Genomic DNA, 18,627 nt, shown 5'->3' on the forward strand with positions numbered 1-18,627 from the left:
GGGCGACAACGTGTCGGTTGACGTCGAGCTGATCGTGCCGATCGCCATGGAAGAAGGCCTGCGCTTCGCTATCCGCGAAGGTGGCCGCACCGTCGGTGCAGGCGTCGTCGCTTCCATCATCGAGTAATTGACGGCAGGGCCTGTCGCTTCGTTTGAAACGCGGGCAGGCCCGCCTGTCTTATCGGGAAACCAAAAATGAACGGTCAGAATATCCGGATCCGCCTTAAGGCATTCGACCACCGTATTCTCGACGCCTCCACCAAGGAGATCGTCAATACGGCAAAGCGGACCGGTGCGCAGGTGCGGGGACCCGTGCCGCTGCCGACGCGGATCGAGAAGTACACGGTGCTTCGCGGCCCGCACATCGATAAGAAAAGCCGCGATCAGTTCGAGATGCGCACGCACAAGCGCCTGCTCGACATCGTTGATCCGACGCCCCAGACGGTTGACGCTCTTATGAAGCTCGACCTGGCTGCTGGTGTCGACGTCGAGATCAAGCTCTGAGGCGGATCGAAGGGGACACGTCAATGCGTTCTGGAGTGATCGCTCAGAAAGTGGGCATGACCCGTATCTACAACGATGCGGGAGAACATGTGCCGGTCACAGTTCTGAAACTGGACGGCTGCCAGGTGGTTGCCCACCGGACTGAAGAAAAGAACGGCTATACCGCGCTGCAGGTCGGCGCAGGTGCAGCCAAGGTAAAGAACACGCCGAAGGCGATGCGCGGTCACTTTGCTGTTGCAAAGGTCGAGCCGAAGCGCACGCTGGCCGAGTTCCGGGTGTCTTCTGACAACCTCATCGACGTTGGCGCGGAAATAACCGCCGACCACTATGTCGAAGGTCAGTTCGTGGACGTGACCGGCACCTCGATCGGTAAGGGTTTTGCCGGTGTGATGAAGCGCCACAACTTCGGTGGTGGCCGCGCATCCCACGGTAACTCGATCTCGCACCGTTCCCACGGTTCGACCGGTCAGTGTCAGGACCCGGGCCGCGTGTTCAAGGGCAAGAAGATGGCCGGTCACATGGGCGACGTCCGCGTGACCACGCAGAACCTGAAGGTTGTGCGTACTGATGTTGAACGCGGCCTGATCATGGTCGAGGGATCGGTTCCGGGCGCCAAGGGCGGCTGGATCCTGGTTCGCGACGCGATCAAGAAGGCGCTGCCGGATGGGGTTCCGATGCCGGGTGCATTCCGGGCTCCTGAGGGCGCTGCCGCCGCCGGGAAGGAGAGTGAGTGATGGAACTCCAGGTCAAGACCCTCGAAGGCGGGGCGGCCGGTTCGATCACGGTGTCTGACGAGATCTTCGGTCTCGAGCCGCGCACCGATCTGATCCACCGCGTGGTGCGCTGGCAGCTTGCCAAGCGCCAGGCCGGTACACACAAGGCGCTGGCCCGTTCGGAAGTTTCCGGCTCGACGAAGAAGTTCGTCCGCCAGAAAGGCTCCGGCGGCGCCCGTCACGGCAACAAGAAGGCCCCGCAGTTCCGCGGCGGCGGCAAGGCATTCGGTCCGGTCGTTCGCGACCACGGCCACGACCTGCCAAAGAAGGTGCGCGCTCTCGGGCTGAAGCACGTTCTGTCCGCCAAGGCAAAGGCCGACAGCCTGATCGTTGTCGAGGATGCCAAGGCAGCCGAAGCCAAGACCAAGGCGCTCAAGGCCCAGTTTTCCAAGCTGGGTCTGTCGAACGCCCTGATCATCTACGGCTCCGAGCTCGACCGGAACTTCGCTCTTGCCTCGCGCAACATCCCGAACGTGGATGTGCTGCCGGTCCAGGGCATCAACGTTTACGACATCATGCGCGCCGGCACCCTGGTGCTGACGAAGGCTGCGGTGTCCGCACTTGAGGAGCGCTTCAAATGAGCAAACTTCCTCACTACGACAAGATCGTCGGCCCGGTGATCACCGAGAAGGCGACCATGGCTTCCGAAGAGAACAAGGTTGTCTTCAAGGTCGCAAACGACGCGACGAAGCCGGAAATCAAGGCAGCGGTGGAAGCACTGTTCGGCGTCAAGGTCGCAGCCGTCAACACCCTCGTCCGCAAGGGCAAGGTGAAGCGGTTCAAAGGCCGGCTGGGCCGTCAGTCCGACTTCAAGAAGGCCGTCGTAACGCTTCAGGAAGGTCACGCGATCGACGTGACCACCGGGCTCTAAGGCGGGGACGATAGAAAATGGCACTTAAGACATTCAATCCGACCTCGCCGGGCCGCCGCCAGCTGGTCCAGGTTGACCGGTCCGATCTGTGGAAAGGCAAGCCGGTCAAGACCCTGACCGAAGGCCTGTCCAAGACCGGTGGCCGCAACAACATGGGCCGCCTGACGGCACGCAACGTCGGTGGTGGTCACAAGCGCTCCTACCGTCTGGTCGACTTCAAGCGTCGCAAGTTCGACGTTCCGGCCAAGGTCGAGCGCCTGGAATACGATCCGAACCGGACCGCATTCATCGCGCTGATCCGTTATGAAGACGGCGAGTTGAGCTACATCCTGGCGCCGCAGCGCCTGGCCGTCGGCGACACCGTCGTCTCCGGTCAGTCGGTCGACGTGAAGCCGGGCAACGCGATGCCGCTGGCCTCCATTCCGGTCGGCACGATCGTACACAACATCGAGCTGAAGCCGGGCAAGGGTGCGCAGATCGCTCGCTCCGCCGGTGCTTTCGTTCAGGTCGTTGGCCGTGACCAGGGTTACACCACCCTGCGTCTGATGTCGGGCGAGCAGCGCCGTGTTCTCGGTACCTGCATGGCTTCCATCGGCGCAGTGTCCAACCCGGATCACAGCAACATCAATTACGGCAAGGCCGGCCGTTCCCGCTGGCTGGGCGTTCGCCCGCACACCCGCGGTGTTGTCATGAACCCGGTCGACCACCCGCATGGCGGTGGTGAAGGCCGGACTTCCGGTGGCCGTCATCCGGTTACCCCTTGGGGTAAGCCGACCAAAGGTAAGCGCACGCGGCGTAACAAGTCGACGGACAAGTACATTGTCCGTAGCCGCCACGCGCGCAAGAAGTAAAGGACAAGGATCGTGGCACGTTCGATCTGGAAAGGTCCGTTTGTTGACGGGTATCTGCTGAAGAAAGCGGACAAGGTTCGTGAATCCGGCCGCAACGAGGTCATCAAGACCTGGAGCCGCCGCTCGACGATCCTGCCGCAGTTCGTCGGTCTCACCTTCGGTGTCTACAACGGTCAGAAGCACGTTCCGGTGCTGGTGTCTGAAGAGATGATTGGTCACAAGTTCGGCGAGTTCTCGCCGACCCGGACCTATTACGGACACGGCGCCGACAAGAAGGCGAAGAGGAAGTAACGATGGGCAAGCCGAAGCGTGAGCGGACGCTCGCTGACAACGAGGCCCGGGCAATGACCCGCATGCTGCGCATTTCTCCGCGCAAGCTGAACCTCGTTGCGGCTGCTATCCGCGGCAAGAAGGTCGGTACCGCGATTGCGGATCTGACATTCTCCCGCAAGCGTATCGCGCAGGACGTCAAGAAGACCCTGATGTCCGCGATTGCGAATGCGGAAAACAATCACGACCTGGATATCGACAACCTGGTGGTTGCCGAAGCTCATGTTGGCAAGGCATTTGTCATCAAGCGTTTCCAGCCCCGTGCACGCGGTCGTGTTGGCCGGATCGAGAAGCCGTTCTCGAACCTGACCATCGTTGTCCGTGAAGTCGAGGAGAGTGCCTGATGGGTCACAAAGTCAATCCGATCGGCATGCGCCTCGGGATCAACCGCACCTGGGATTCGCGTTGGTATGCCAACAAGGGTGAGTACGGCGATCTTCTCCATGAAGATTTCCGCATCCGTGAATTTCTGCTCAACGAACTGAAGCAGGCAGCTGTTTCCAAGGTCGTTATCGAGCGCCCGCACCGCAAGTGCCGCGTCACCATCCACTCCGGTCGTCCGGGTGTGGTCATCGGCAAGAAGGGTGCGGACATCGAGCGTCTTCGCAAGAAGATCGCCGAGATCACCAATTCGGAAGTGCACATCAACATCGTTGAAGTGCGCAAGCCGGAAATCGACGCGACGCTGGTCGCCGCTTCGATCGCACAGCAGCTGGAACGCCGTGTTGCCTTCCGCCGCGCCATGAAGCGGGCCGTTCAGTCGGCCATGCGTCTGGGCGCACAGGGCATCCGGATCAACTGCGGTGGCCGTCTCGGCGGTGCGGAAATTGCGCGTATCGAATGGTACCGCGAAGGCCGCGTGCCGCTGCACACCCTGCGTGCCGACATCGACTACGGTGTCGCATCCGCTCACACCGCTTACGGTGTCTGCGGCGTGAAGGTGTGGATCTTCAAGGGTGAGATCCTCGAGCACGACCCGATGGCGTCTGAGCGCCGTGCGACGTCCGGCTCGGATTCAAACCAGGGTGATCGCGGCGGACGCCGGGATCGTGGTCGCGAGCGCGCAGCTTAATTTAAGCTGCACGACGTTCGTCAAACACTAGGAACGAGAGAAGAACGATGCTGCAACCGAAGCGAACGAAGTTCCGCAAGCAGCACAAGGGCCGCATCCACGGTCTGTCGAAGGGAGGCACCGACCTCAACTTCGGCAACTACGGTCTGAAGGCGTTGGAGCCGGAGCGGGTTACCGCTCGTCAGATCGAGGCAGCCCGTCGTGCCATGACCCGTCACATGAAGCGTGCGGGCCGTGTCTGGATCCGCATCTTCCCGGATGTGCCGGTCTCCACCAAGCCGGCGGAAGTCCGCATGGGTAAGGGTAAGGGTTCTCCGGATTACTGGGCCTGCCGCGTCAAGCCCGGCCGGATCATGTTCGAGATCGATGGTGTGCCGGAAGATATTGCGCGTGAAGCAATGCGTCTTGCCGCAGCCAAGCTGCCGATCAAGTGCCGTTTCGTTCAGCGTATCGGCGAATAAGGCAGTCGAGGAGTTAGTGCCATGAAGGCGACAGACGTAAGGGCAAAGACCCTGGACGAGCTCCGCACGGAACTCGAAGGCCTGAAGAAAGAGCAGTTCAACCTGCGCTTCCAGAAGGCCACCGGTCAGCTCGAGAACACTGGGCGTGTGCGGCAGGTCCGCCGCCAGATCGCCCAAATTCAGACGATCATGCGCGAAAAGCGCGTGGCGGCAAGCGCGTAAGGAGACGGTAATGCCGAAGCGCATTTTGCAGGGCACCGTTGTCAGCAACGCGAATGACAAGACGGTGACGGTGAAGGTGGAGCGTCGCTTCACACACCCGCTGCTCAAGAAGACCGTGCGCCGGTCCAAGAAGTACCGCGCGCACGACGAAGCAAACAAGTACCAGGTTGGCGACATTGTTCAGATCGAAGAATGCGCGCCGATCTCCAAAAACAAGCGTTGGACCGTGGTCAACTGACCACGTCCTAAAGGTTGAGCATCAGGCGCCCGTGGCAGGTGCGCCGGACAGAGAACAAGGCAGCCAGTCATGATTCAGATGCAAACAAACCTCGACGTGGCCGACAATTCCGGCGCCCGTCGTGTCATGTGCATCAAAGTGCTCGGCGGCTCAAAGCGCAAATACGCCCAGGTTGGCGACATCATCGTCGTTAGCGTCAAAGAGGCTATTCCGCGGGGCCGCGTTAAGAAGGGCGACGTGATGAAGGCTGTCGTCGTGCGCACGGCGAAGGACATTCGCCGCCCCGACGGCAGCGTGATCCGGTTCGACCGCAATGCGGCCGTCCTGGTGAACAACAACAAGGAGCCGGTCGGCACCCGTATCTTCGGTCCGGTGCCGCGCGAACTCCGTGCAAAGAACCATATGAAAATCATCTCGCTCGCGCCGGAGGTGCTCTGATGGCTGCGAAAATTAAATCAGGCGACACGGTCATCGTGCTGACGGGTCGCGACAAGGGCAAGACCGGCGAAGTCATCAAGATGATGCCGGACGACAACAAGGCCCTGGTTCGCGGCGTGAACATGGTGCGTCGTCACCAGCGCCAGACCCAGACGCAGGAAGGCGGGATCATCGCTAAGGAAGCGCCGATCCACCTGTCGAACATCGCGATTGTCGATCCTCAGGACGGCAAGGCAACGCGCGTCGGTTTCAAGGTGCGTGAAGACGGCACCAAGGTCCGTGTGGCCAAGCGCTCGGGAGATCTGATCGATGGCTGAGACCAACACCATGCCGCGTCTGCGCCAGCAGTATGACAGCGTCATCCGGCAGCAGCTGCAGGAAAAGTTCAATTACAAGAACCCCATGCAGGTGCCGGCTCTGGAAAAAATCGTCTTGAACATCGGTGTCGGCGAAGCCGTTGCCGATTCCAAGAAGGCACGTATCGCTGCTGAAGACCTGGCGCTGATCGCCGGTCAGAAGCCGGTGATCACCAAGGCGAAAAAGTCGATCGCGACCTTCAAGGTGCGCGAAGGCATGCCGCTGGGTGCGAAGGTGACCCTGCGCCGCCAGCAGATGTACGAATTCCTGGACCGTCTGATCACCATCGCGCTGCCGCGCGTTCGTGACTTCCGCGGTTTGAACCCGAAGTCCTTTGACGGCCGCGGCAACTACGCCATGGGCATCAAGGAACATATCGTGTTCCCGGAAATTGAGTACGACAAGGTCGACCAGATCTGGGGTATGGACGTGATCGTCTGCACCACGGCTCCGAATGATGACGAAGCGCGCGAGCTTCTGCGCGCGTTCAACTTCCCGTTCAGCAAGTAAGCGGCGCGGGAAAGGAACGAGGAACGACGATGGCGAAGAAGAGCGCGGTCGAAAAGAACAAGCGTCGCGAGAAGCTTGTCGAGAAATACGCTGAGAAGCGCGCTGCCCTCAAGGCGATGGCCAAGGACGAGAGCCTGTCCCTTGAAGAGCGGTTCAATGCACGTCTCAAGCTGGCGAAACTGCCGCGGAACTCCGCGCCGAACCGGGTTCGCAACCGTTGCGAAGTCTCGGGCCGGCCGCGCGGCTACTACCGCAAGCTGAAGATGTCGCGTATCGCGCTTCGTGAACTGGGCTCCCTGGGCAAGATCCCGGGCCTGGTCAAGTCGAGCTGGTAAGGAGAAACTCCGATGGCAATTTCCGATCCGTTGGGGGATATGCTGACCCGGATCCGCAACGCGCAGATGCGTCGCAAGGGCAAGGTCAGCTCACCGAATTCCAAATTGCGTGCACATGTGCTTGATGTGCTTGCAAAGGAAGGCTACATCCGTGGCTACACGACGGTCGAATACGAGGGCGGCAAGTCCGAGTTGGAGATCGAACTGAAGTATTTCGATGGCGAACCGGTCATCCGCACGATTGAGCGGGTCTCCAAGCCGGGCCGCCGGGTTTATTCTTCGGTAAAGAACATCCCGCATGTCTCCAATGGCCTGGGCGTGTCGATCATTTCGACTCCGCGCGGCGTCATGAGCGACCATCAGGCGCGGGACGAAAACGTAGGCGGCGAGGTTCTGTGCCGCGTCTTCTGATGCGGTGCACTCGCCTTAACTGAAACGACAAGGTTGGTCAGATGTCTCGAATTGGCAAAAAGCCAGTCCCCGTGCCGAGCGGGGTAACGGCAACGATCAACGGCCAGACGGTTGAAGTCAAAGGGCCGAAGGGGGAACTCTCCTTCATGCTCAACGACAACGTGCTGGCCGAAATGACGGACGGCGGGATCAAGGTTGATCCGCGCGGTAACTCCAAGACGGCTCGCTCCATGTGGGGCATGAGCCGGACCATGGTGCAGAACATCGTCACGGGCGTGAGCGACGGCTTCGAACGGAAGCTGGAAATCACCGGTGTCGGTTACCGTGCACAGGTCCAGGGTTCGAACCTTCAGCTGGCGCTGGGTTTCTCGCACGATGTCCTCTATCCGATTCCGGAAGGGATCGACATCAAGTGCCCGAAGCCGACGGAGATCGTGATCTCCGGTATCGACAAGCAGACAGTAGGCCAGGTTGCGGCCGAAATCCGCAAGTTCCGCCCGCCGGAGCCCTACAAGGGCAAAGGCGTTCGTTATGCGGGCGAATTCATCGTCCGCAAAGAAGGCAAGAAGAAGTAACGGACCAGGATCATGGCGAACAGCAAAATTGCTTTCGAACGCCGCCGCGATCGCGTGCGCCGTTCTATCAAGAAGGTGGCGAACGGACGTCCGCGGCTTTCTATCTTCCGCTCGTCGAAGCAGATCTACGCTCAGATCATCGACGACGGCAAAGGACAGACGATTGCCTCTGCCTCGACGATCGAAAAGGATCTGAAGGGCAACCTGAAGACGGGCGCCGATACCGCTGCTGCGGCAGCCGTCGGCAAGCTTGTCGCCGAGCGCGCTCTGGCTGCCGGTGTCAAGCAGGTCGTGTTCGACCGGGGCGGATACATGTATCACGGGCGCATCAAGGCGCTTGCCGATGCAGCCCGCGAAGGCGGACTGGAATTCTGACCAGCGCCCGTTGGCGCTCCTAAGAACGGAAGACGTATAAAATGGCGAGACAGGATAATCGCGATCGCGAAGAGCGAGACAGCGAATTCGTCGACAAGCTGGTCCACATCAACCGCGTCGCCAAGGTGGTCAAGGGTGGCCGCCGTTTCGGCTTCGCAGCGCTGGTCGTCGTCGGCGACCAGAAGGGCCGTGTCGGCTTCGGTCATGGCAAGGCACGTGAAGTGCCGGAAGCCATCCGCAAGGCAACGGAAGCTGCCAAGCGCACCATGATCCGCGTTCCCCTGCGGGAAGGCCGGACCCTTCACCACGATGTGGAAGGCCGTCACGGTGCGGGCAAGGTTCTGTTGCGCGCGGCTCCGGCCGGTACCGGTATCATTGCCGGTGGTCCGATGCGTGCGGTTTTCGAAACGCTCGGCGTGCAGGACGTGGTGGCGAAGTCCCTGGGGACCTCCAACCCCTACAACATGGTTCGCGCTACCTTTGCAGCGCTGACCAAGGAAGACAGCCCGCGTTCGGTCGCGGCACGCCGCGGCCTGAAGGTCTCGGTGCTGCAATCGCGCCGTCGTGATAAAGATGATGCGGCTCCGGCGGCTGCCGAGGCTTGACCTCGGCCGCTCCGGTACCCAGCTGAATAAGGGTTAGTTCCATGGCGAACACCGAAAACACTGTCACGGTCGAACAGATCGGCAGCCCGCTGCGCCGTCCCAAGGACCAGCGCGCGACGCTCATCGGTCTCGGCCTGAACAAGATGCACCGCCGTTCCACACTGAAGGATACTCCTGAAGTGCGCGGCATGATCAATAAGGTCCAGCATCTCGTTCGCGTCGTCGAAGACGCGTAACCGGGATCGGGAGATAAAAAGATGAAGCTCAACGAACTCAGGGACAATCCCGGTTCCACTCCGAGCCGCACCCGCGTCGCACGCGGCATCGGTTCGGGCAAGGGCAAGACCGGCGGCCGCGGCGTGAAGGGGCAGAAGTCCCGTTCCGGCGTTGCGATCAAGGGCTTTGAAGGCGGTCAGATGCCGCTTCACCGCCGTCTGCCGAAGCGTGGCTTTACGAACATCTTCGCCAAGGAATACAACGTTGTTTCCCTTGGCCGTGTTCAGCAGGCCATCGACGCCGGCAAACTCGACGCCGGTGCGGCCGTTACGGTCGAGGCTCTCAAGGCCGCAGGTATTGTCAAGCGCGTCAAGGACGGTGTCCGTCTGGTAAGCGATGGCGAACTGAAGGCAGCTGTCACCTTTGAAATCGCCGGCGCCTCCAAGGCTGCCGCTGAAGCGGTTGAAAAGGCTGGCGGCAAGGTTGTCGTTCTGGGAGCTCAGGCCTAACAGGCCTGGGTTTTTCCCGTTTGTCGGCACAAAACTGACCGGAGTAGGGCATGGCATCCGCCGCCGAACAACTGGCGTCAAATCTCAATTTCTCAGCTTTCGCCAAGGCTGAAGAACTCAAGAAGCGCATCTGGTTCACGCTGGGGGCGCTTTTGGTTTATCGACTGGGGACTTACATCCCGCTTCCGGGCATTAATCCGGAAGCCTTCGCGAACGCCTTCAACCAGGCGCAGTCCGGTATCATCGGCATGTTCAACATGTTCTCCGGTGGTGCGGTTCAGCGCATGGCGATCTTCGCGCTCGGCATCATGCCGTACATCTCCGCCTCCATCATCATGCAGCTGATGACGACCGTCGTGCCGTCGCTGGAGCAGATGAAGAAGGAAGGCGAGCAGGGACGTAAGGTCATCAACCAGTATACCCGCTACGGTACGGTGATCCTGGCCGCCTTCCAGGCCTACGGCATCGCCGTCGGCCTTGAGGGCGCAACCAATGTCGTTTCCGATCCGGGCTGGTTCTTCCGTGCGTCCACGGTCATCACGCTGGTCGGCGGCACCATGTTCCTCATGTGGCTGGGTGAACAGATCACCTCGCGCGGCATCGGTAACGGCATTTCGCTGATCATCTTCGCCGGTATCGTTGCCGGCCTGCCGAAGGCGGTCGTCTCGACGCTCGAACTCGGCCGCCAGGGCGCGCTTGCCACCTGGATCATCCTGATGGTGGTCGTGGTCGCCGTCGTCGTGATCGGGGTCATTGTGTTCATGGAACGCGCCCAGCGGCGCCTGCTGATCCAGTATCCGAAGCGCCAGATGGGCAACCGGATGTTCGAGGGCAACACGTCGTTCCTGCCGCTGAAGCTGAACACCGCCGGTGTTATCCCTCCGATCTTCGCGTCTTCGCTGCTGCTGGTTCCGGCCACCGTTGCCGGGTTCGCCGGCCAGGGCGGATCGAACGAATGGGTGACCACCATCACGGCGCTGCTGGGCCACGGCCAGCCGCTCTACATGGTCTTCTATGCGTCGATGATCATCTTCTTCAGCTTCTTCTATACGGCGATCGTGTTCAATCCGACCGACACCGCGGATAACCTGAAGAAACACGGCGGCTTCATTCCGGGCATTCGCCCGGGTGAAAGGACGGCGCAGTACATCGATTATGTGCTGACCCGTGTCACCGTCGTGGGGGCGATCTACATCACCCTCGTTTGTCTATTACCCGAATTCCTCATTTCGGCGACAGGCGTTCCGTTCTATTTCGGGGGAACCTCGCTGTTGATTGTGGTCAGCGTGACCATGGATACTGTATCCCAGATCCAGGGCCATCTGCTCGCTCATCAGTACGAGGGCCTTGTAAAGAAAGCGAAACTAAGGGGGAGACGCCGATGAGGCTCATTCTGGTCGGACCGCCGGGGGCGGGGAAGGGAACACAGGCAACGCGTCTGGTCGCCAAATATGGCATTCCCCAACTGTCGACGGGCGACATGCTGCGGGCAGCCGTTGCGGCACAGACACCGATCGGCCTGAAGGCCAAGGAAGTCATGGACGCCGGCGGCCTGGTCTCCGATGAAATCGTCGTCGGCATCATCCGGGACCGGATCGGCGAGGAGGATGCTCAGAAGGGGTTTATCCTCGACGGCTTCCCGCGCACGCTGGCCCAGGCCGAGGCCCTGGACCAGATGCTGAGCGAAAAGGGCATCAAGCTCGACAGCGTCCTGGAACTGCGGGTCGACCAGGAAAAGCTCGTCGGCCGGATCATCAACCGGGCCGAGGAAGCCAAGGCAAAGGGCGAAGCGGTCCGCAAGGACGACGATCCGGAAGTCTTCAAGCAGCGGCTTGAGGCCTATAACCGCGATACCGCGGTGGTCGTGCCCTACTACGCCAAGAGCGGCCTTTTGACCGTTGTTGACGGAATGCAGTCAATCGACGAGGTGACCGCGGCGATCGATGCCGTGCTTTCCCGTCTTGACGAAAACGTTTAGAGCCGTTAAAGGACGCGCTCAATCTGAAATGAGTGGTGTCGCTCCCGTCTTGCGCGGGACCGGCACATTCTGTGCTTGGTGAACCTGATTTGGTTGGGAACCCCGGCAAAAACAAGTGCTCCGCAAGGGCCGGCCTCCACCGGACGCGGGGAATAACAGTGGACGCGGCTGTTTTTTGCAGCTGCCAGAAATGGAGACGAACGTGGCACGTATTGCTGGCGTTAACATCCCGACGAACAAGCGCGTTGTCATCGCGCTTCAGTATATTCACGGCATCGGCGCGAAGCTGGCGCAGGAAATCACCGAAAAGGTGAACATTGCCCCGGAACGCCGCGTGAACGAGCTTTCCGACGCAGAAGTGCTGCAGATCCGTGAAACCATCGACCGCGATTACATGGTCGAAGGCGATCTGCGCCGTGACACCGCAATGAACATCAAGCGTCTGATGGACCTCGGCTGCTACCGCGGCCTGCGGCACCGCCGCGGTCTTCCGGTTCGCGGTCAACGGACTCATACGAACGCCCGCACCCGCAAGGGTCCGGCTAAGCCGATCGCAGGCAAGAAGAAGTAAACCACCAGCGATTGGCGGTGGAGCTGCCGGGATTACGGCAGTGTAGAGATCGAAGTAAGGAACAAGAATGGCTAAAGACACGACACGCGTGCGTCGCCGCGAACGCAAGAACATCTCGTCCGGCGTTGCGCATGTGAATTCGACATTCAACAATACCATGATCACGATCACGGATGCCCAGGGCAATGCAATTTCCTGGTCGTCTGCCGGTGCACTCGGCTTCAAGGGTTCGCGTAAGTCTACCCCTTATGCTGCCCAGGTTGCCGCTGAAGACGCTGCCAAGAAGGCCGCCGAACACGGCATGCGTACGCTGGAAGTGGAAGTTCGTGGTCCGGGCTCGGGCCGTGAATCGGCTCTTCGCGCCCTCCAGGCTGCCGGTTTCCTGATCACGTCGATCCGCGATGTGACGCCGATTCCGCACAACGGCTGCCGTCCGCGCAAGCGTCGCCGCGTCTAAGGCCTCACCGCCTGACGCAAATGTTTCTCCAATGGCAAAGAATAGTCCGGGCGCAAACAGGCCGGACGGGATAGCCGAAGGGGCAAGAACGTGACCATTCAAAAGAACTGGCAAGAACTGATCAAGCCGACCAAGCTCGAAGTCAAGCCGGGTGAAGACCCCCGGTTTCTGGCGACGGTTGTCGCCGAGCCGCTCGAGCGCGGATACGGCCTGACGCTGGGCAATGCCCTACGCCGCATCCTTCTGTCCTCGTTGCAGGGGGCGGCCGTGACGGCGGTGCAGATCGACGGCGTGCTGCACGAGTTCTCGTCGATCCCCGGCGTCCGCGAAGACGTGACCGACATCGTTCTCAACATCAAGGAAATCGCCATCCGCATGGAAGGCGAAGGTCCCAAGCGCATGGTCGTGCGCAAGCAGGGCCCGGGTGTTGTGACCGCCGGTGACATCCAGACCGTGGGCGATGTGGAAGTGCTCAACCCGGACCTCGTCCTGTGCACGCTGGACGAAGGTGCGGAAATCCGCATGGAATTCACCGTCAACACCGGCAAGGGCTACGTGTCTTCCGACCGTAACCGCCCGGAAGACGCTCCGATCGGTCTGATCCCGGTCGACAGCCTCTATTCCCCGGTGAAGAAGGTTTCCTATAAGGTCGAGAACACCCGTGAGGGCCAGGTCCTCGACTATGACAAGCTTACCCTGACCGTCGAAACCGATGGTTCGGTGAAGCCGGATGACGCTGTGGCTTTCGCAGCGCGCATCCTCCAGGACCAACTGTCCATCTTCGTCAATTTCGAAGAGCCGAAGCGCGAAGCAGCCGAGGAAACCGTCCCGGAACTCGCCTTCAACCCGGCCCTTCTGAAGAAGGTCGACGAGCTGGAACTGTCGGTCCGTTCGGCCAACTGCCTGAAGAACGACAATATCGTGTATATTGGCGATCTCATTCAGAAGACCGAAGCGGAAATGCTGCGCACGCCGAACTTCGGCCGCAAGTCGCTCAACGAGATCAAGGAAGTTCTCGCACAGATGGGCCTGCATCTGGGCATGGAAGTGGCCAACTGGCCGCCTGAGAACATCGAAGATCTCGCCAAGCGTTACGAAGACCATCAGTATTAAGGGACGCAAGCGTCCCTGAAGGATCAACCGGGTAGGGCACGAGACGAGCCGCCCGACAGAAAAAGGAGAGGGCCATGCGCCACGGTAAAGCCGGCCGCAAGCTCAACCGGACCTCTAGCCACCGCAAGGCTATGTTCGCAAATATGGCGGCGTCGCTGATCAAGCATGAACAGATCGTCACGACCCTGCCGAAGGCCAAGGAAATGAAGCCGATCATCGACAAGCTGATTACGCTCGGCAAGCGCGGTGATCTTCACGCACGCCGCCAGGCGATTTCGCAGGTTCGCGATGTCGCCATGGTGCGCAAGCTGTTCGATACGCTCGGCGAACGCTACAAGGACCGCCAGGGCGGCTACAGCCGGGTTCTGAAGGCCGGTTTCCGCCACGGCGACAGTGCTCCGATGGCCGTGATCGAACTGGTCGATCGTGACATGGATGCCCGCGGTTCCGAAGACCGGGCTCGCGTTGAAGCCGAAGCAGCGGCAGAAAACGCAGCGTAAACAAGACTTTAAATTAACAGTCTGTAAAAGGCGGGTCTTAACCCGCCTTTTATTTTGTTTTGAATTGTCAACAGGAAAGATTGCCTTTGTTTTCAATAGGATGAGTTTGCAACCGTCTGTAATTTTCCTGATTATCGTTATTTTAACCGCCCTAAACGAAAGTCTCATCCAATCCTAGTATTACCGCTGGTGGGGAGGATGGAATGGACGCGGAACAGCAATCATCCGCAGAGAATTACAAGAAGAACCGGTTCTTGCGGCTCAAGGTTATCGTGCCGGTTCTTATGGTCGGTGTCACTTTCGCTTCCTGCGTAGCAGTCGGTATCGGTGGCTACCTTAACGCGCGTTCGGGGCTGAAGCAGGCGGCCCAGGGCGAGCTGACCATGGTGGCCAGGGCGCGTCAGGCCTTGGTCGGCATGCGTCTGGAAGGGCTGGCCGGCTCCTTGTCGAACGTTTCCTCCGGCGCCGGCGCGGCACTTGCGCTCAACGACATGAACTCGGCCCTGGTGAACCTGGAAAACGACCGGGCATCTCTGAAGGAATATTTCCAGCCGGATGGGTCCACTCCGGCAGAACGCGCGGAAAAGACCGGCAAGGACAACAAGACCATGTACGCCTGGCGTCACACGGACGTCCACGGCAGCTTCTTTTCCGAATGGAAGAACGGCAACTACGCGGATATCTACGTCCTCAACAAGGAAGGCCGGGTGATCTATACGGTCACCAAGTCGGCTGACTTCCTTGAAAAGGTCGATGGCGACATGCTGAAGGATACCGCGCTCGCGACGGTCTACAAAGAGGCCATGGCCGGCGAAAAGGGGCAGCAGTTCTTCTCCAAGTTCGAGAAATACGGCCCCGCGGGCGGTGAAGCCTCCATGTTCATCGGCTCGCCGGCCTTCCTGACGTCCTTTACCGGTGAAGAGCTGGGCGGTGTCGTCGTTATCCGGATCAACTCCGGATATCTCGAAGCCGTGACCAACGACCGCAAGGGCCTGGGTGAAACCGGCCAGGTCTATATGGTCAATCAGGACGGAACCCTGATCACCAACCAGCCGCTGTCTGCGGAACCGACCGCGCTGACCAAGACCATGGCGTCCGAACTGGTCACCAAGGCGGCCGGCGGTATGGAAACCAAGGGTATGATGACCGGTCAGGACGGGGTCGACCGCCTGATGGTCGCGGAACCGGTGACCTTCGGTGACGAGAGCTGGGCGATGGTCGCGGAGCTCTCCGAAGCGGAATCCATGGCCAGCGTCGATGAAATGCGCAACTCCATGATCCTGTCGACGCTGATCACCGTCGGTATCGCAGCGGTCATCGCCCTGTTCTTCTCCCGCTCGATCACCAACCCGCTCGGCACGCTGGTGACCGCGCTGGAAGACATCGCACGGGGCAATCACAGCGCCGATATCTCCGCGGCGCGGCGCGGCGACGAAATCGGCGACATCGGCCGGGCCGTCGTCAAGATCCGCGAAAATGCGGCCGAGGAGCAGGAGCGCCGGGCGGAACTGGAAGCGCAGAACGCGCGAACCCAGGCCGAGCAGCGCAAGGAAATGCTGGGCGGACTTGCCGCGGAATTCGAGGCAAGCGTGGGCAAGGTGGTCGAGCATGTGACCCATTCCGCAATGACCTTGCGGGATGCGGCCGACGAGATGCGCAAGATGACGGAGGAATCCGGCGACACCTCGACCCGTGCCGCCCAGGTCTCCGCCGATGCCATGAACGAAGTGCAGTCGATCGCGACCGCCTCGGACCAGCTGTCGAGCTCCATTCAGGAAATCTCGTCGCTGATCGAGCGGTCTTCGGCAGTTGCCCAGACGGCGACGGTGCGTGCGGAGTCCACCAACAGCACGGTGCGGTCGCTGGCGGAAGCCGCCAACCGCATCGGCGAGGTGGTGACCCTGATCAGCGATATCGCCGACCAGACCAACCTGCTTGCGCTCAACGCCACGATCGAGGCGGCACGCGCCGGCGAGGCGGGCAAAGGCTTTGCGGTCGTTGCCTCGGAGGTGAAGGAACTCGCCTCTCAGACCGGCAAGGCCACCGGCGAGATCCAGCAGCAGATCGACGCGATCCGACAGGCAACCGAAGAAGCGGTCTCCGCAATCGGCGAAATCCAGGAGACGATCGGCGAGATCACCCAGTCGGTGACCGACGTTTCCGCCGCCGTGACGGAGCAGAGCTTCGCCACCCGGGGCATTGCCGAAAACACCCAGCGGGCCGCGGAAGGCACGTCGCGGGTCTCGGAAGACATTTCCAACGTCAGCGAGATGTCTCAGAAGACCAACGAATCCGCCAACGTCTTCACCGAAAAGGTGGCAGAGCTCTCCGAACAGGCCAGCCATCTGGACCGGGAGGTCCGCGGATTCCTGTCTCAGGTCCGCTCCGCCTGATCCGCAACGCGGAACCAGAAAACACCAACGGCCGCCGGTTCTCCCGGCGGCCGTTTTGTTTTTAGGACAAGCAGGGCCGCACCACACCCGCTGCTGTCATTCCCGCGTGTTTGGTTGTTTGATCGGGGAGGTCTGGGCCTATACCGGGAGGACACGGCGTACTGGGTCTCGGCTCTCCGCTTACGCTCCGGCCCGGATGACAATCTGAATATGTGGCACGGCCTTGCATCACACTCAGGCCGTCATCACTTCTCCCGAAACCGCTTTTTTCCTGCGCTTTGCCATTGCCTCTTTTTGTCCCCATCTGGCATGTATCAGAACCGGCGACGGGGTGCGGATTCGCTAGTATTTGGAGAAAGTTTCATGGCAAGGGCAAAGTCCAGAGGTGCCTTTCGTGTTTCAATCGCCGTTCTGTTCGGGCTGATCATCGGTTTTGCGGGGGGCGCACAGGCGCAGGATAACCGGCAGGTGCCGGTGTCGGCTGCCCAGGTCAAACTGTCCTTTGCGCCGATCGTCAAGCAGGTGGCGCCCGCCGTCGTCAATGTCTACGCCACCCGCAAGGTGGTCGAGCGGCGTTCCGTCTCGCCGTTTTTCAACGATCCTTTTTTCCGCCGGTTCTTCGGCGACAACGGCTCCGGGTTCGGCCAGCCGCGGGAACGGGTGCAGCAGGCGCTCGGATCGGGCGTGATCATTTCCGCCGAGGGGACCGTGGTCACCAATTACCATGTGATCAAGGATGCCGATGAGGTCCGGGTGGCCCTGAACGACCGGCGCGAATTCGACGCCGATATCATCCTCAAGGACGAACGCACCGATCTGGCCGTGTTGAAGATCAAGGGCAGGGGACCGTTCGAATTCGTTCCCTTTGCCGATTCAGACAATCTCGAGGTCGGCGATATCGTGCTTGCCATCGGCAACCCCTTCGGCGTCGGCCAGACCGTGACCCAGGGGATCGTTTCGGCCCTGGCGCGGACACAGGTCGGTGTCACCGACTACCAGTTCTTCATCCAGACGGACGCTGCGATCAACCCGGGCAATTCCGGCGGCGCGCTGGTGGATATGAACGGCAGGCTGGTCGGGATCAACTCGGCGATCTTCACCCGCTCGGGCGGCTCCAACGGTATCGGCTTCGCCATTCCCGCTCACATGGTCCAGTTCGTCGCCTCCCAGGCCGGGCAGGGAGACAAGATAAAACGGCCCTGGCTCGGTGCGACGGTGCAGCTGGTGAACGCGGAAATCGCGGACGCCATGTCGCTCGACCGGCCGCGCGGGGTGCTGGTGACCAATGTCTATGACGGTTCTCCGGCGGCGGATGCGCACCTGGAGGTCGGCGACCTGGTCCTGGCCATCGACGGCAAGGAAGTGTCCGATCCCGATTCCTTCGGCTACCGCTTCGCAACCAAGAAGCTGGGCGGAACGGCGACCTTCACCATCCAGCGCGATCAGCAGCAGATGGACGTCGCCGTGGCGCTGAAGCCTGCCCCGGAAACCGTGCCGCGGGATACGCGCAAGCTGACGGAATATTCGCCGTTCGAAGGCGCGACGGTGATGAACCTGTCGCCGGCAGTTGCCGATGAATTGCGCCTCGACGGCGACCCGGAAGGGGTGGTCGTGTCCAAGGTCGAGCCGGACAGCACGGCGGCCCGGATCGGCCTTCAGGTCGGCGATATCGTGCGTGCGGTCAACGATCAGGACGTGCAGAGCACCCGTATGCTGGAAGCGATCACCCGCGCATCGCCGCGCCTGTGGCAACTGGCCATCGAGCGCAACGGCAAGGTCAACCGCATCGTCTTGCGCGGATAGGGGGTTCAAAAGCACTCGCTTTCGAACCGGGTTCGTCTCCCCCCTTGAGGGGGAGATGTCACCGCAGGTGACAGAGGGGGGTAACGACAGTGGCGTTAGATTCCGGTGCTTCGGTATGTCGAGAGGCTGACACCCCCCTCTGTCCGCTAAAGCGGACAT

Annotated in this window: 29 protein-coding genes and 1 pseudogene; all 30 read left to right on the forward strand. The window is 60.8% G+C overall.

Annotated elements, in window-relative coordinates:
- Positions 1-127 (forward strand): annotated as a pseudogene (gene tuf, locus HK439_RS06000) (elongation factor Tu); the annotation flags it as partial.
- Between the two features lie 68 nt (positions 128-195).
- Entirely contained in the window at positions 196-504 is a 309-nt protein-coding gene (gene rpsJ, locus HK439_RS06005) for a 30S ribosomal protein S10 (protein ID WP_006936455.1), read from the forward strand.
- 23 nt (positions 505-527) lie between these two features.
- On the forward strand, positions 528-1,238 hold the full coding sequence (rplC, locus tag HK439_RS06010) for a 50S ribosomal protein L3 (RefSeq protein ID WP_190290492.1): 711 nt from the start codon (positions 528-530) through the stop codon (positions 1,236-1,238).
- Positions 1,238-1,858: a 50S ribosomal protein L4 gene (rplD, locus tag HK439_RS06015; RefSeq protein WP_190290493.1), complete on the forward strand. Its 621-nt coding sequence runs from the start codon at positions 1,238-1,240 to the stop codon at positions 1,856-1,858. The genes rplC and rplD overlap by 1 nt, the downstream gene beginning before the upstream one ends.
- On the forward strand, positions 1,855-2,148 hold the full coding sequence (locus HK439_RS06020; protein ID WP_190290494.1) for a 50S ribosomal protein L23: 294 nt from the start codon (positions 1,855-1,857) through the stop codon (positions 2,146-2,148). The genes rplD and HK439_RS06020 overlap by 4 nt, the downstream gene beginning before the upstream one ends.
- Before the next feature lie 17 nt (positions 2,149-2,165).
- A complete protein-coding gene (gene rplB, locus HK439_RS06025) occupies positions 2,166-2,999 on the forward strand; it encodes a 50S ribosomal protein L2 (protein ID WP_190290495.1) in 834 nt (277 codons plus the stop codon).
- 12 nt (positions 3,000-3,011) lie between these two features.
- Positions 3,012-3,290: a 30S ribosomal protein S19 gene (gene rpsS / locus HK439_RS06030; RefSeq protein ID WP_148632529.1), complete on the forward strand. Its 279-nt coding sequence runs from the start codon at positions 3,012-3,014 to the stop codon at positions 3,288-3,290.
- A gap of 2 nt (positions 3,291-3,292) precedes the next feature.
- Positions 3,293-3,673, forward strand: coding sequence for a 50S ribosomal protein L22 (rplV, locus tag HK439_RS06035; protein ID WP_190290496.1), 381 nt, complete (start codon positions 3,293-3,295; stop codon positions 3,671-3,673).
- Positions 3,673-4,401, forward strand: a complete 729-nt coding sequence (gene rpsC / locus HK439_RS06040; RefSeq protein ID WP_190290497.1) for a 30S ribosomal protein S3 — start codon at positions 3,673-3,675, stop codon at positions 4,399-4,401. Before rplV ends, rpsC begins: the two co-directional genes overlap by 1 nt.
- Positions 4,402-4,448: 47 nt before the next feature.
- Positions 4,449-4,862: a 50S ribosomal protein L16 gene (gene rplP, locus HK439_RS06045; protein ID WP_190290498.1), complete on the forward strand. Its 414-nt coding sequence runs from the start codon at positions 4,449-4,451 to the stop codon at positions 4,860-4,862.
- A 21-nt stretch (positions 4,863-4,883) separates the two neighbouring features.
- Complete coding sequence (gene rpmC, locus HK439_RS06050) at positions 4,884-5,084, forward strand: 50S ribosomal protein L29 (protein ID WP_190290499.1); 201 nt, start codon at positions 4,884-4,886, stop codon at positions 5,082-5,084.
- Between the two features lie 10 nt (positions 5,085-5,094).
- Positions 5,095-5,322 carry a 30S ribosomal protein S17 gene (rpsQ, locus tag HK439_RS06055; protein WP_190290500.1) on the forward strand — a complete coding sequence of 76 codons (228 nt, stop codon included), beginning with the start codon at positions 5,095-5,097 and terminating at the stop codon, positions 5,320-5,322.
- 69 nt (positions 5,323-5,391) lie between these two features.
- Positions 5,392-5,760, forward strand: coding sequence for a 50S ribosomal protein L14 (gene rplN, locus HK439_RS06060; RefSeq protein WP_008191626.1), 369 nt, complete (start codon positions 5,392-5,394; stop codon positions 5,758-5,760).
- The gene (rplX, locus tag HK439_RS06065) at positions 5,760-6,077 is read left to right on the forward strand and encodes a 50S ribosomal protein L24 (RefSeq protein WP_190290501.1); all 318 of its coding nucleotides are present in this window, start codon (positions 5,760-5,762) and stop codon (positions 6,075-6,077) included. Before rplN ends, rplX begins: the two co-directional genes overlap by 1 nt.
- Entirely contained in the window at positions 6,070-6,627 is a 558-nt protein-coding gene (gene rplE / locus HK439_RS06070; RefSeq protein WP_190290502.1) for a 50S ribosomal protein L5, read from the forward strand. The genes rplX and rplE overlap by 8 nt, the downstream gene beginning before the upstream one ends.
- A gap of 29 nt (positions 6,628-6,656) precedes the next feature.
- Positions 6,657-6,962, forward strand: a complete 306-nt coding sequence (rpsN, locus tag HK439_RS06075; RefSeq protein ID WP_190290503.1) for a 30S ribosomal protein S14 — start codon at positions 6,657-6,659, stop codon at positions 6,960-6,962.
- Between the two features lie 12 nt (positions 6,963-6,974).
- Positions 6,975-7,373, forward strand: a complete 399-nt coding sequence (rpsH, locus tag HK439_RS06080) for a 30S ribosomal protein S8 (RefSeq protein ID WP_190290504.1) — start codon at positions 6,975-6,977, stop codon at positions 7,371-7,373.
- 41 nt (positions 7,374-7,414) lie between these two features.
- The gene (rplF, locus tag HK439_RS06085) at positions 7,415-7,948 is read left to right on the forward strand and encodes a 50S ribosomal protein L6 (RefSeq protein ID WP_190290505.1); all 534 of its coding nucleotides are present in this window, start codon (positions 7,415-7,417) and stop codon (positions 7,946-7,948) included.
- A gap of 12 nt (positions 7,949-7,960) precedes the next feature.
- Complete coding sequence (gene rplR / locus HK439_RS06090; protein WP_190290506.1) at positions 7,961-8,323, forward strand: 50S ribosomal protein L18; 363 nt, start codon at positions 7,961-7,963, stop codon at positions 8,321-8,323.
- A gap of 41 nt (positions 8,324-8,364) precedes the next feature.
- Positions 8,365-8,928, forward strand: a complete 564-nt coding sequence (gene rpsE / locus HK439_RS06095; RefSeq protein ID WP_190290507.1) for a 30S ribosomal protein S5 — start codon at positions 8,365-8,367, stop codon at positions 8,926-8,928.
- Positions 8,929-8,969: 41 nt separating this feature from the next.
- Positions 8,970-9,164: a 50S ribosomal protein L30 gene (gene rpmD, locus HK439_RS06100; protein ID WP_190290508.1), complete on the forward strand. Its 195-nt coding sequence runs from the start codon at positions 8,970-8,972 to the stop codon at positions 9,162-9,164.
- 21 nt (positions 9,165-9,185) lie between these two features.
- Positions 9,186-9,653 carry a 50S ribosomal protein L15 gene (gene rplO, locus HK439_RS06105; protein WP_190290509.1) on the forward strand — a complete coding sequence of 156 codons (468 nt, stop codon included), beginning with the start codon at positions 9,186-9,188 and terminating at the stop codon, positions 9,651-9,653.
- Positions 9,654-9,703: 50 nt separating this feature from the next.
- Complete coding sequence (secY, locus tag HK439_RS06110; protein ID WP_190290510.1) at positions 9,704-11,038, forward strand: preprotein translocase subunit SecY; 1,335 nt, start codon at positions 9,704-9,706, stop codon at positions 11,036-11,038.
- Positions 11,035-11,631: an adenylate kinase gene (locus tag HK439_RS06115; protein ID WP_190290511.1), complete on the forward strand. Its 597-nt coding sequence runs from the start codon at positions 11,035-11,037 to the stop codon at positions 11,629-11,631. The genes secY and HK439_RS06115 overlap by 4 nt, the downstream gene beginning before the upstream one ends.
- A gap of 202 nt (positions 11,632-11,833) precedes the next feature.
- Positions 11,834-12,202 (forward strand): 30S ribosomal protein S13, encoded by a 369-nt coding sequence (gene rpsM, locus HK439_RS06120; RefSeq protein ID WP_190290512.1) that lies wholly within the window; start codon positions 11,834-11,836, stop codon positions 12,200-12,202.
- Between the two features lie 67 nt (positions 12,203-12,269).
- Positions 12,270-12,659: a 30S ribosomal protein S11 gene (rpsK, locus tag HK439_RS06125; protein WP_006936427.1), complete on the forward strand. Its 390-nt coding sequence runs from the start codon at positions 12,270-12,272 to the stop codon at positions 12,657-12,659.
- 90 nt (positions 12,660-12,749) lie between these two features.
- Positions 12,750-13,772: a DNA-directed RNA polymerase subunit alpha gene (locus HK439_RS06130; protein WP_190290513.1), complete on the forward strand. Its 1,023-nt coding sequence runs from the start codon at positions 12,750-12,752 to the stop codon at positions 13,770-13,772.
- 74 nt (positions 13,773-13,846) lie between these two features.
- Positions 13,847-14,272, forward strand: a complete 426-nt coding sequence (gene rplQ, locus HK439_RS06135) for a 50S ribosomal protein L17 (protein ID WP_190290514.1) — start codon at positions 13,847-13,849, stop codon at positions 14,270-14,272.
- Positions 14,273-14,475: 203 nt separating this feature from the next.
- A complete protein-coding gene (locus tag HK439_RS06140; RefSeq protein ID WP_209011597.1) occupies positions 14,476-16,665 on the forward strand; it encodes a methyl-accepting chemotaxis protein in 2,190 nt (729 codons plus the stop codon).
- A gap of 363 nt (positions 16,666-17,028) precedes the next feature.
- Complete coding sequence (locus tag HK439_RS06145; protein WP_190290515.1) at positions 17,029-18,468, forward strand: DegQ family serine endoprotease; 1,440 nt, start codon at positions 17,029-17,031, stop codon at positions 18,466-18,468.
- Positions 18,469-18,627: the final 159 nt, after the last annotated feature.

This window comes from Roseibium aggregatum (assembly GCF_014692675.1).
In the GTDB taxonomy this organism is placed as follows: domain Bacteria; phylum Pseudomonadota; class Alphaproteobacteria; order Rhizobiales; family Stappiaceae; genus Roseibium; species Roseibium aggregatum_C.

What these genes read in the sequence shown, in the direction of transcription:
- rpsJ (WP_006936455.1), top strand. Translation starts at nt 196, where the DNA reads ATGAACGGTCAGAATATCCGGATCCGCCTTAAGGCATTCGACCACCGT.
- rplC (WP_190290492.1), top strand. Translation starts at nt 528, where the DNA reads ATGCGTTCTGGAGTGATCGCTCAGAAAGTGGGCATGACCCGTATCTAC.
- rplD (WP_190290493.1), top strand. Translation starts at nt 1,238, where the DNA reads ATGGAACTCCAGGTCAAGACCCTCGAAGGCGGGGCGGCCGGTTCGATC.
- HK439_RS06020 (WP_190290494.1), top strand. Translation starts at nt 1,855, where the DNA reads ATGAGCAAACTTCCTCACTACGACAAGATCGTCGGCCCGGTGATCACC.
- rplB (WP_190290495.1), top strand. Translation starts at nt 2,166, where the DNA reads ATGGCACTTAAGACATTCAATCCGACCTCGCCGGGCCGCCGCCAGCTG.
- rplV (WP_190290496.1), top strand. Translation starts at nt 3,293, where the DNA reads ATGGGCAAGCCGAAGCGTGAGCGGACGCTCGCTGACAACGAGGCCCGG.
- rpsC (WP_190290497.1), top strand. Translation starts at nt 3,673, where the DNA reads ATGGGTCACAAAGTCAATCCGATCGGCATGCGCCTCGGGATCAACCGC.
- rplP (WP_190290498.1), top strand. Translation starts at nt 4,449, where the DNA reads ATGCTGCAACCGAAGCGAACGAAGTTCCGCAAGCAGCACAAGGGCCGC.
- rpmC (WP_190290499.1), top strand. Translation starts at nt 4,884, where the DNA reads ATGAAGGCGACAGACGTAAGGGCAAAGACCCTGGACGAGCTCCGCACG.
- rpsQ (WP_190290500.1), top strand. Translation starts at nt 5,095, where the DNA reads ATGCCGAAGCGCATTTTGCAGGGCACCGTTGTCAGCAACGCGAATGAC.
- rplN (WP_008191626.1), top strand. Translation starts at nt 5,392, where the DNA reads ATGATTCAGATGCAAACAAACCTCGACGTGGCCGACAATTCCGGCGCC.
- rplX (WP_190290501.1), top strand. Translation starts at nt 5,760, where the DNA reads ATGGCTGCGAAAATTAAATCAGGCGACACGGTCATCGTGCTGACGGGT.
- rplE (WP_190290502.1), top strand. Translation starts at nt 6,070, where the DNA reads ATGGCTGAGACCAACACCATGCCGCGTCTGCGCCAGCAGTATGACAGC.
- rpsN (WP_190290503.1), top strand. Translation starts at nt 6,657, where the DNA reads ATGGCGAAGAAGAGCGCGGTCGAAAAGAACAAGCGTCGCGAGAAGCTT.
- rpsH (WP_190290504.1), top strand. Translation starts at nt 6,975, where the DNA reads ATGGCAATTTCCGATCCGTTGGGGGATATGCTGACCCGGATCCGCAAC.
- rplF (WP_190290505.1), top strand. Translation starts at nt 7,415, where the DNA reads ATGTCTCGAATTGGCAAAAAGCCAGTCCCCGTGCCGAGCGGGGTAACG.
- rplR (WP_190290506.1), top strand. Translation starts at nt 7,961, where the DNA reads ATGGCGAACAGCAAAATTGCTTTCGAACGCCGCCGCGATCGCGTGCGC.
- rpsE (WP_190290507.1), top strand. Translation starts at nt 8,365, where the DNA reads ATGGCGAGACAGGATAATCGCGATCGCGAAGAGCGAGACAGCGAATTC.
- rpmD (WP_190290508.1), top strand. Translation starts at nt 8,970, where the DNA reads ATGGCGAACACCGAAAACACTGTCACGGTCGAACAGATCGGCAGCCCG.
- rplO (WP_190290509.1), top strand. Translation starts at nt 9,186, where the DNA reads ATGAAGCTCAACGAACTCAGGGACAATCCCGGTTCCACTCCGAGCCGC.
- secY (WP_190290510.1), top strand. Translation starts at nt 9,704, where the DNA reads ATGGCATCCGCCGCCGAACAACTGGCGTCAAATCTCAATTTCTCAGCT.
- HK439_RS06115 (WP_190290511.1), top strand. Translation starts at nt 11,035, where the DNA reads ATGAGGCTCATTCTGGTCGGACCGCCGGGGGCGGGGAAGGGAACACAG.
- rpsK (WP_006936427.1), top strand. Translation starts at nt 12,270, where the DNA reads ATGGCTAAAGACACGACACGCGTGCGTCGCCGCGAACGCAAGAACATC.
- rplQ (WP_190290514.1), top strand. Translation starts at nt 13,847, where the DNA reads ATGCGCCACGGTAAAGCCGGCCGCAAGCTCAACCGGACCTCTAGCCAC.
- HK439_RS06140 (WP_209011597.1), top strand. Translation starts at nt 14,476, where the DNA reads ATGGACGCGGAACAGCAATCATCCGCAGAGAATTACAAGAAGAACCGG.
- HK439_RS06145 (WP_190290515.1), top strand. Translation starts at nt 17,029, where the DNA reads ATGGCAAGGGCAAAGTCCAGAGGTGCCTTTCGTGTTTCAATCGCCGTT.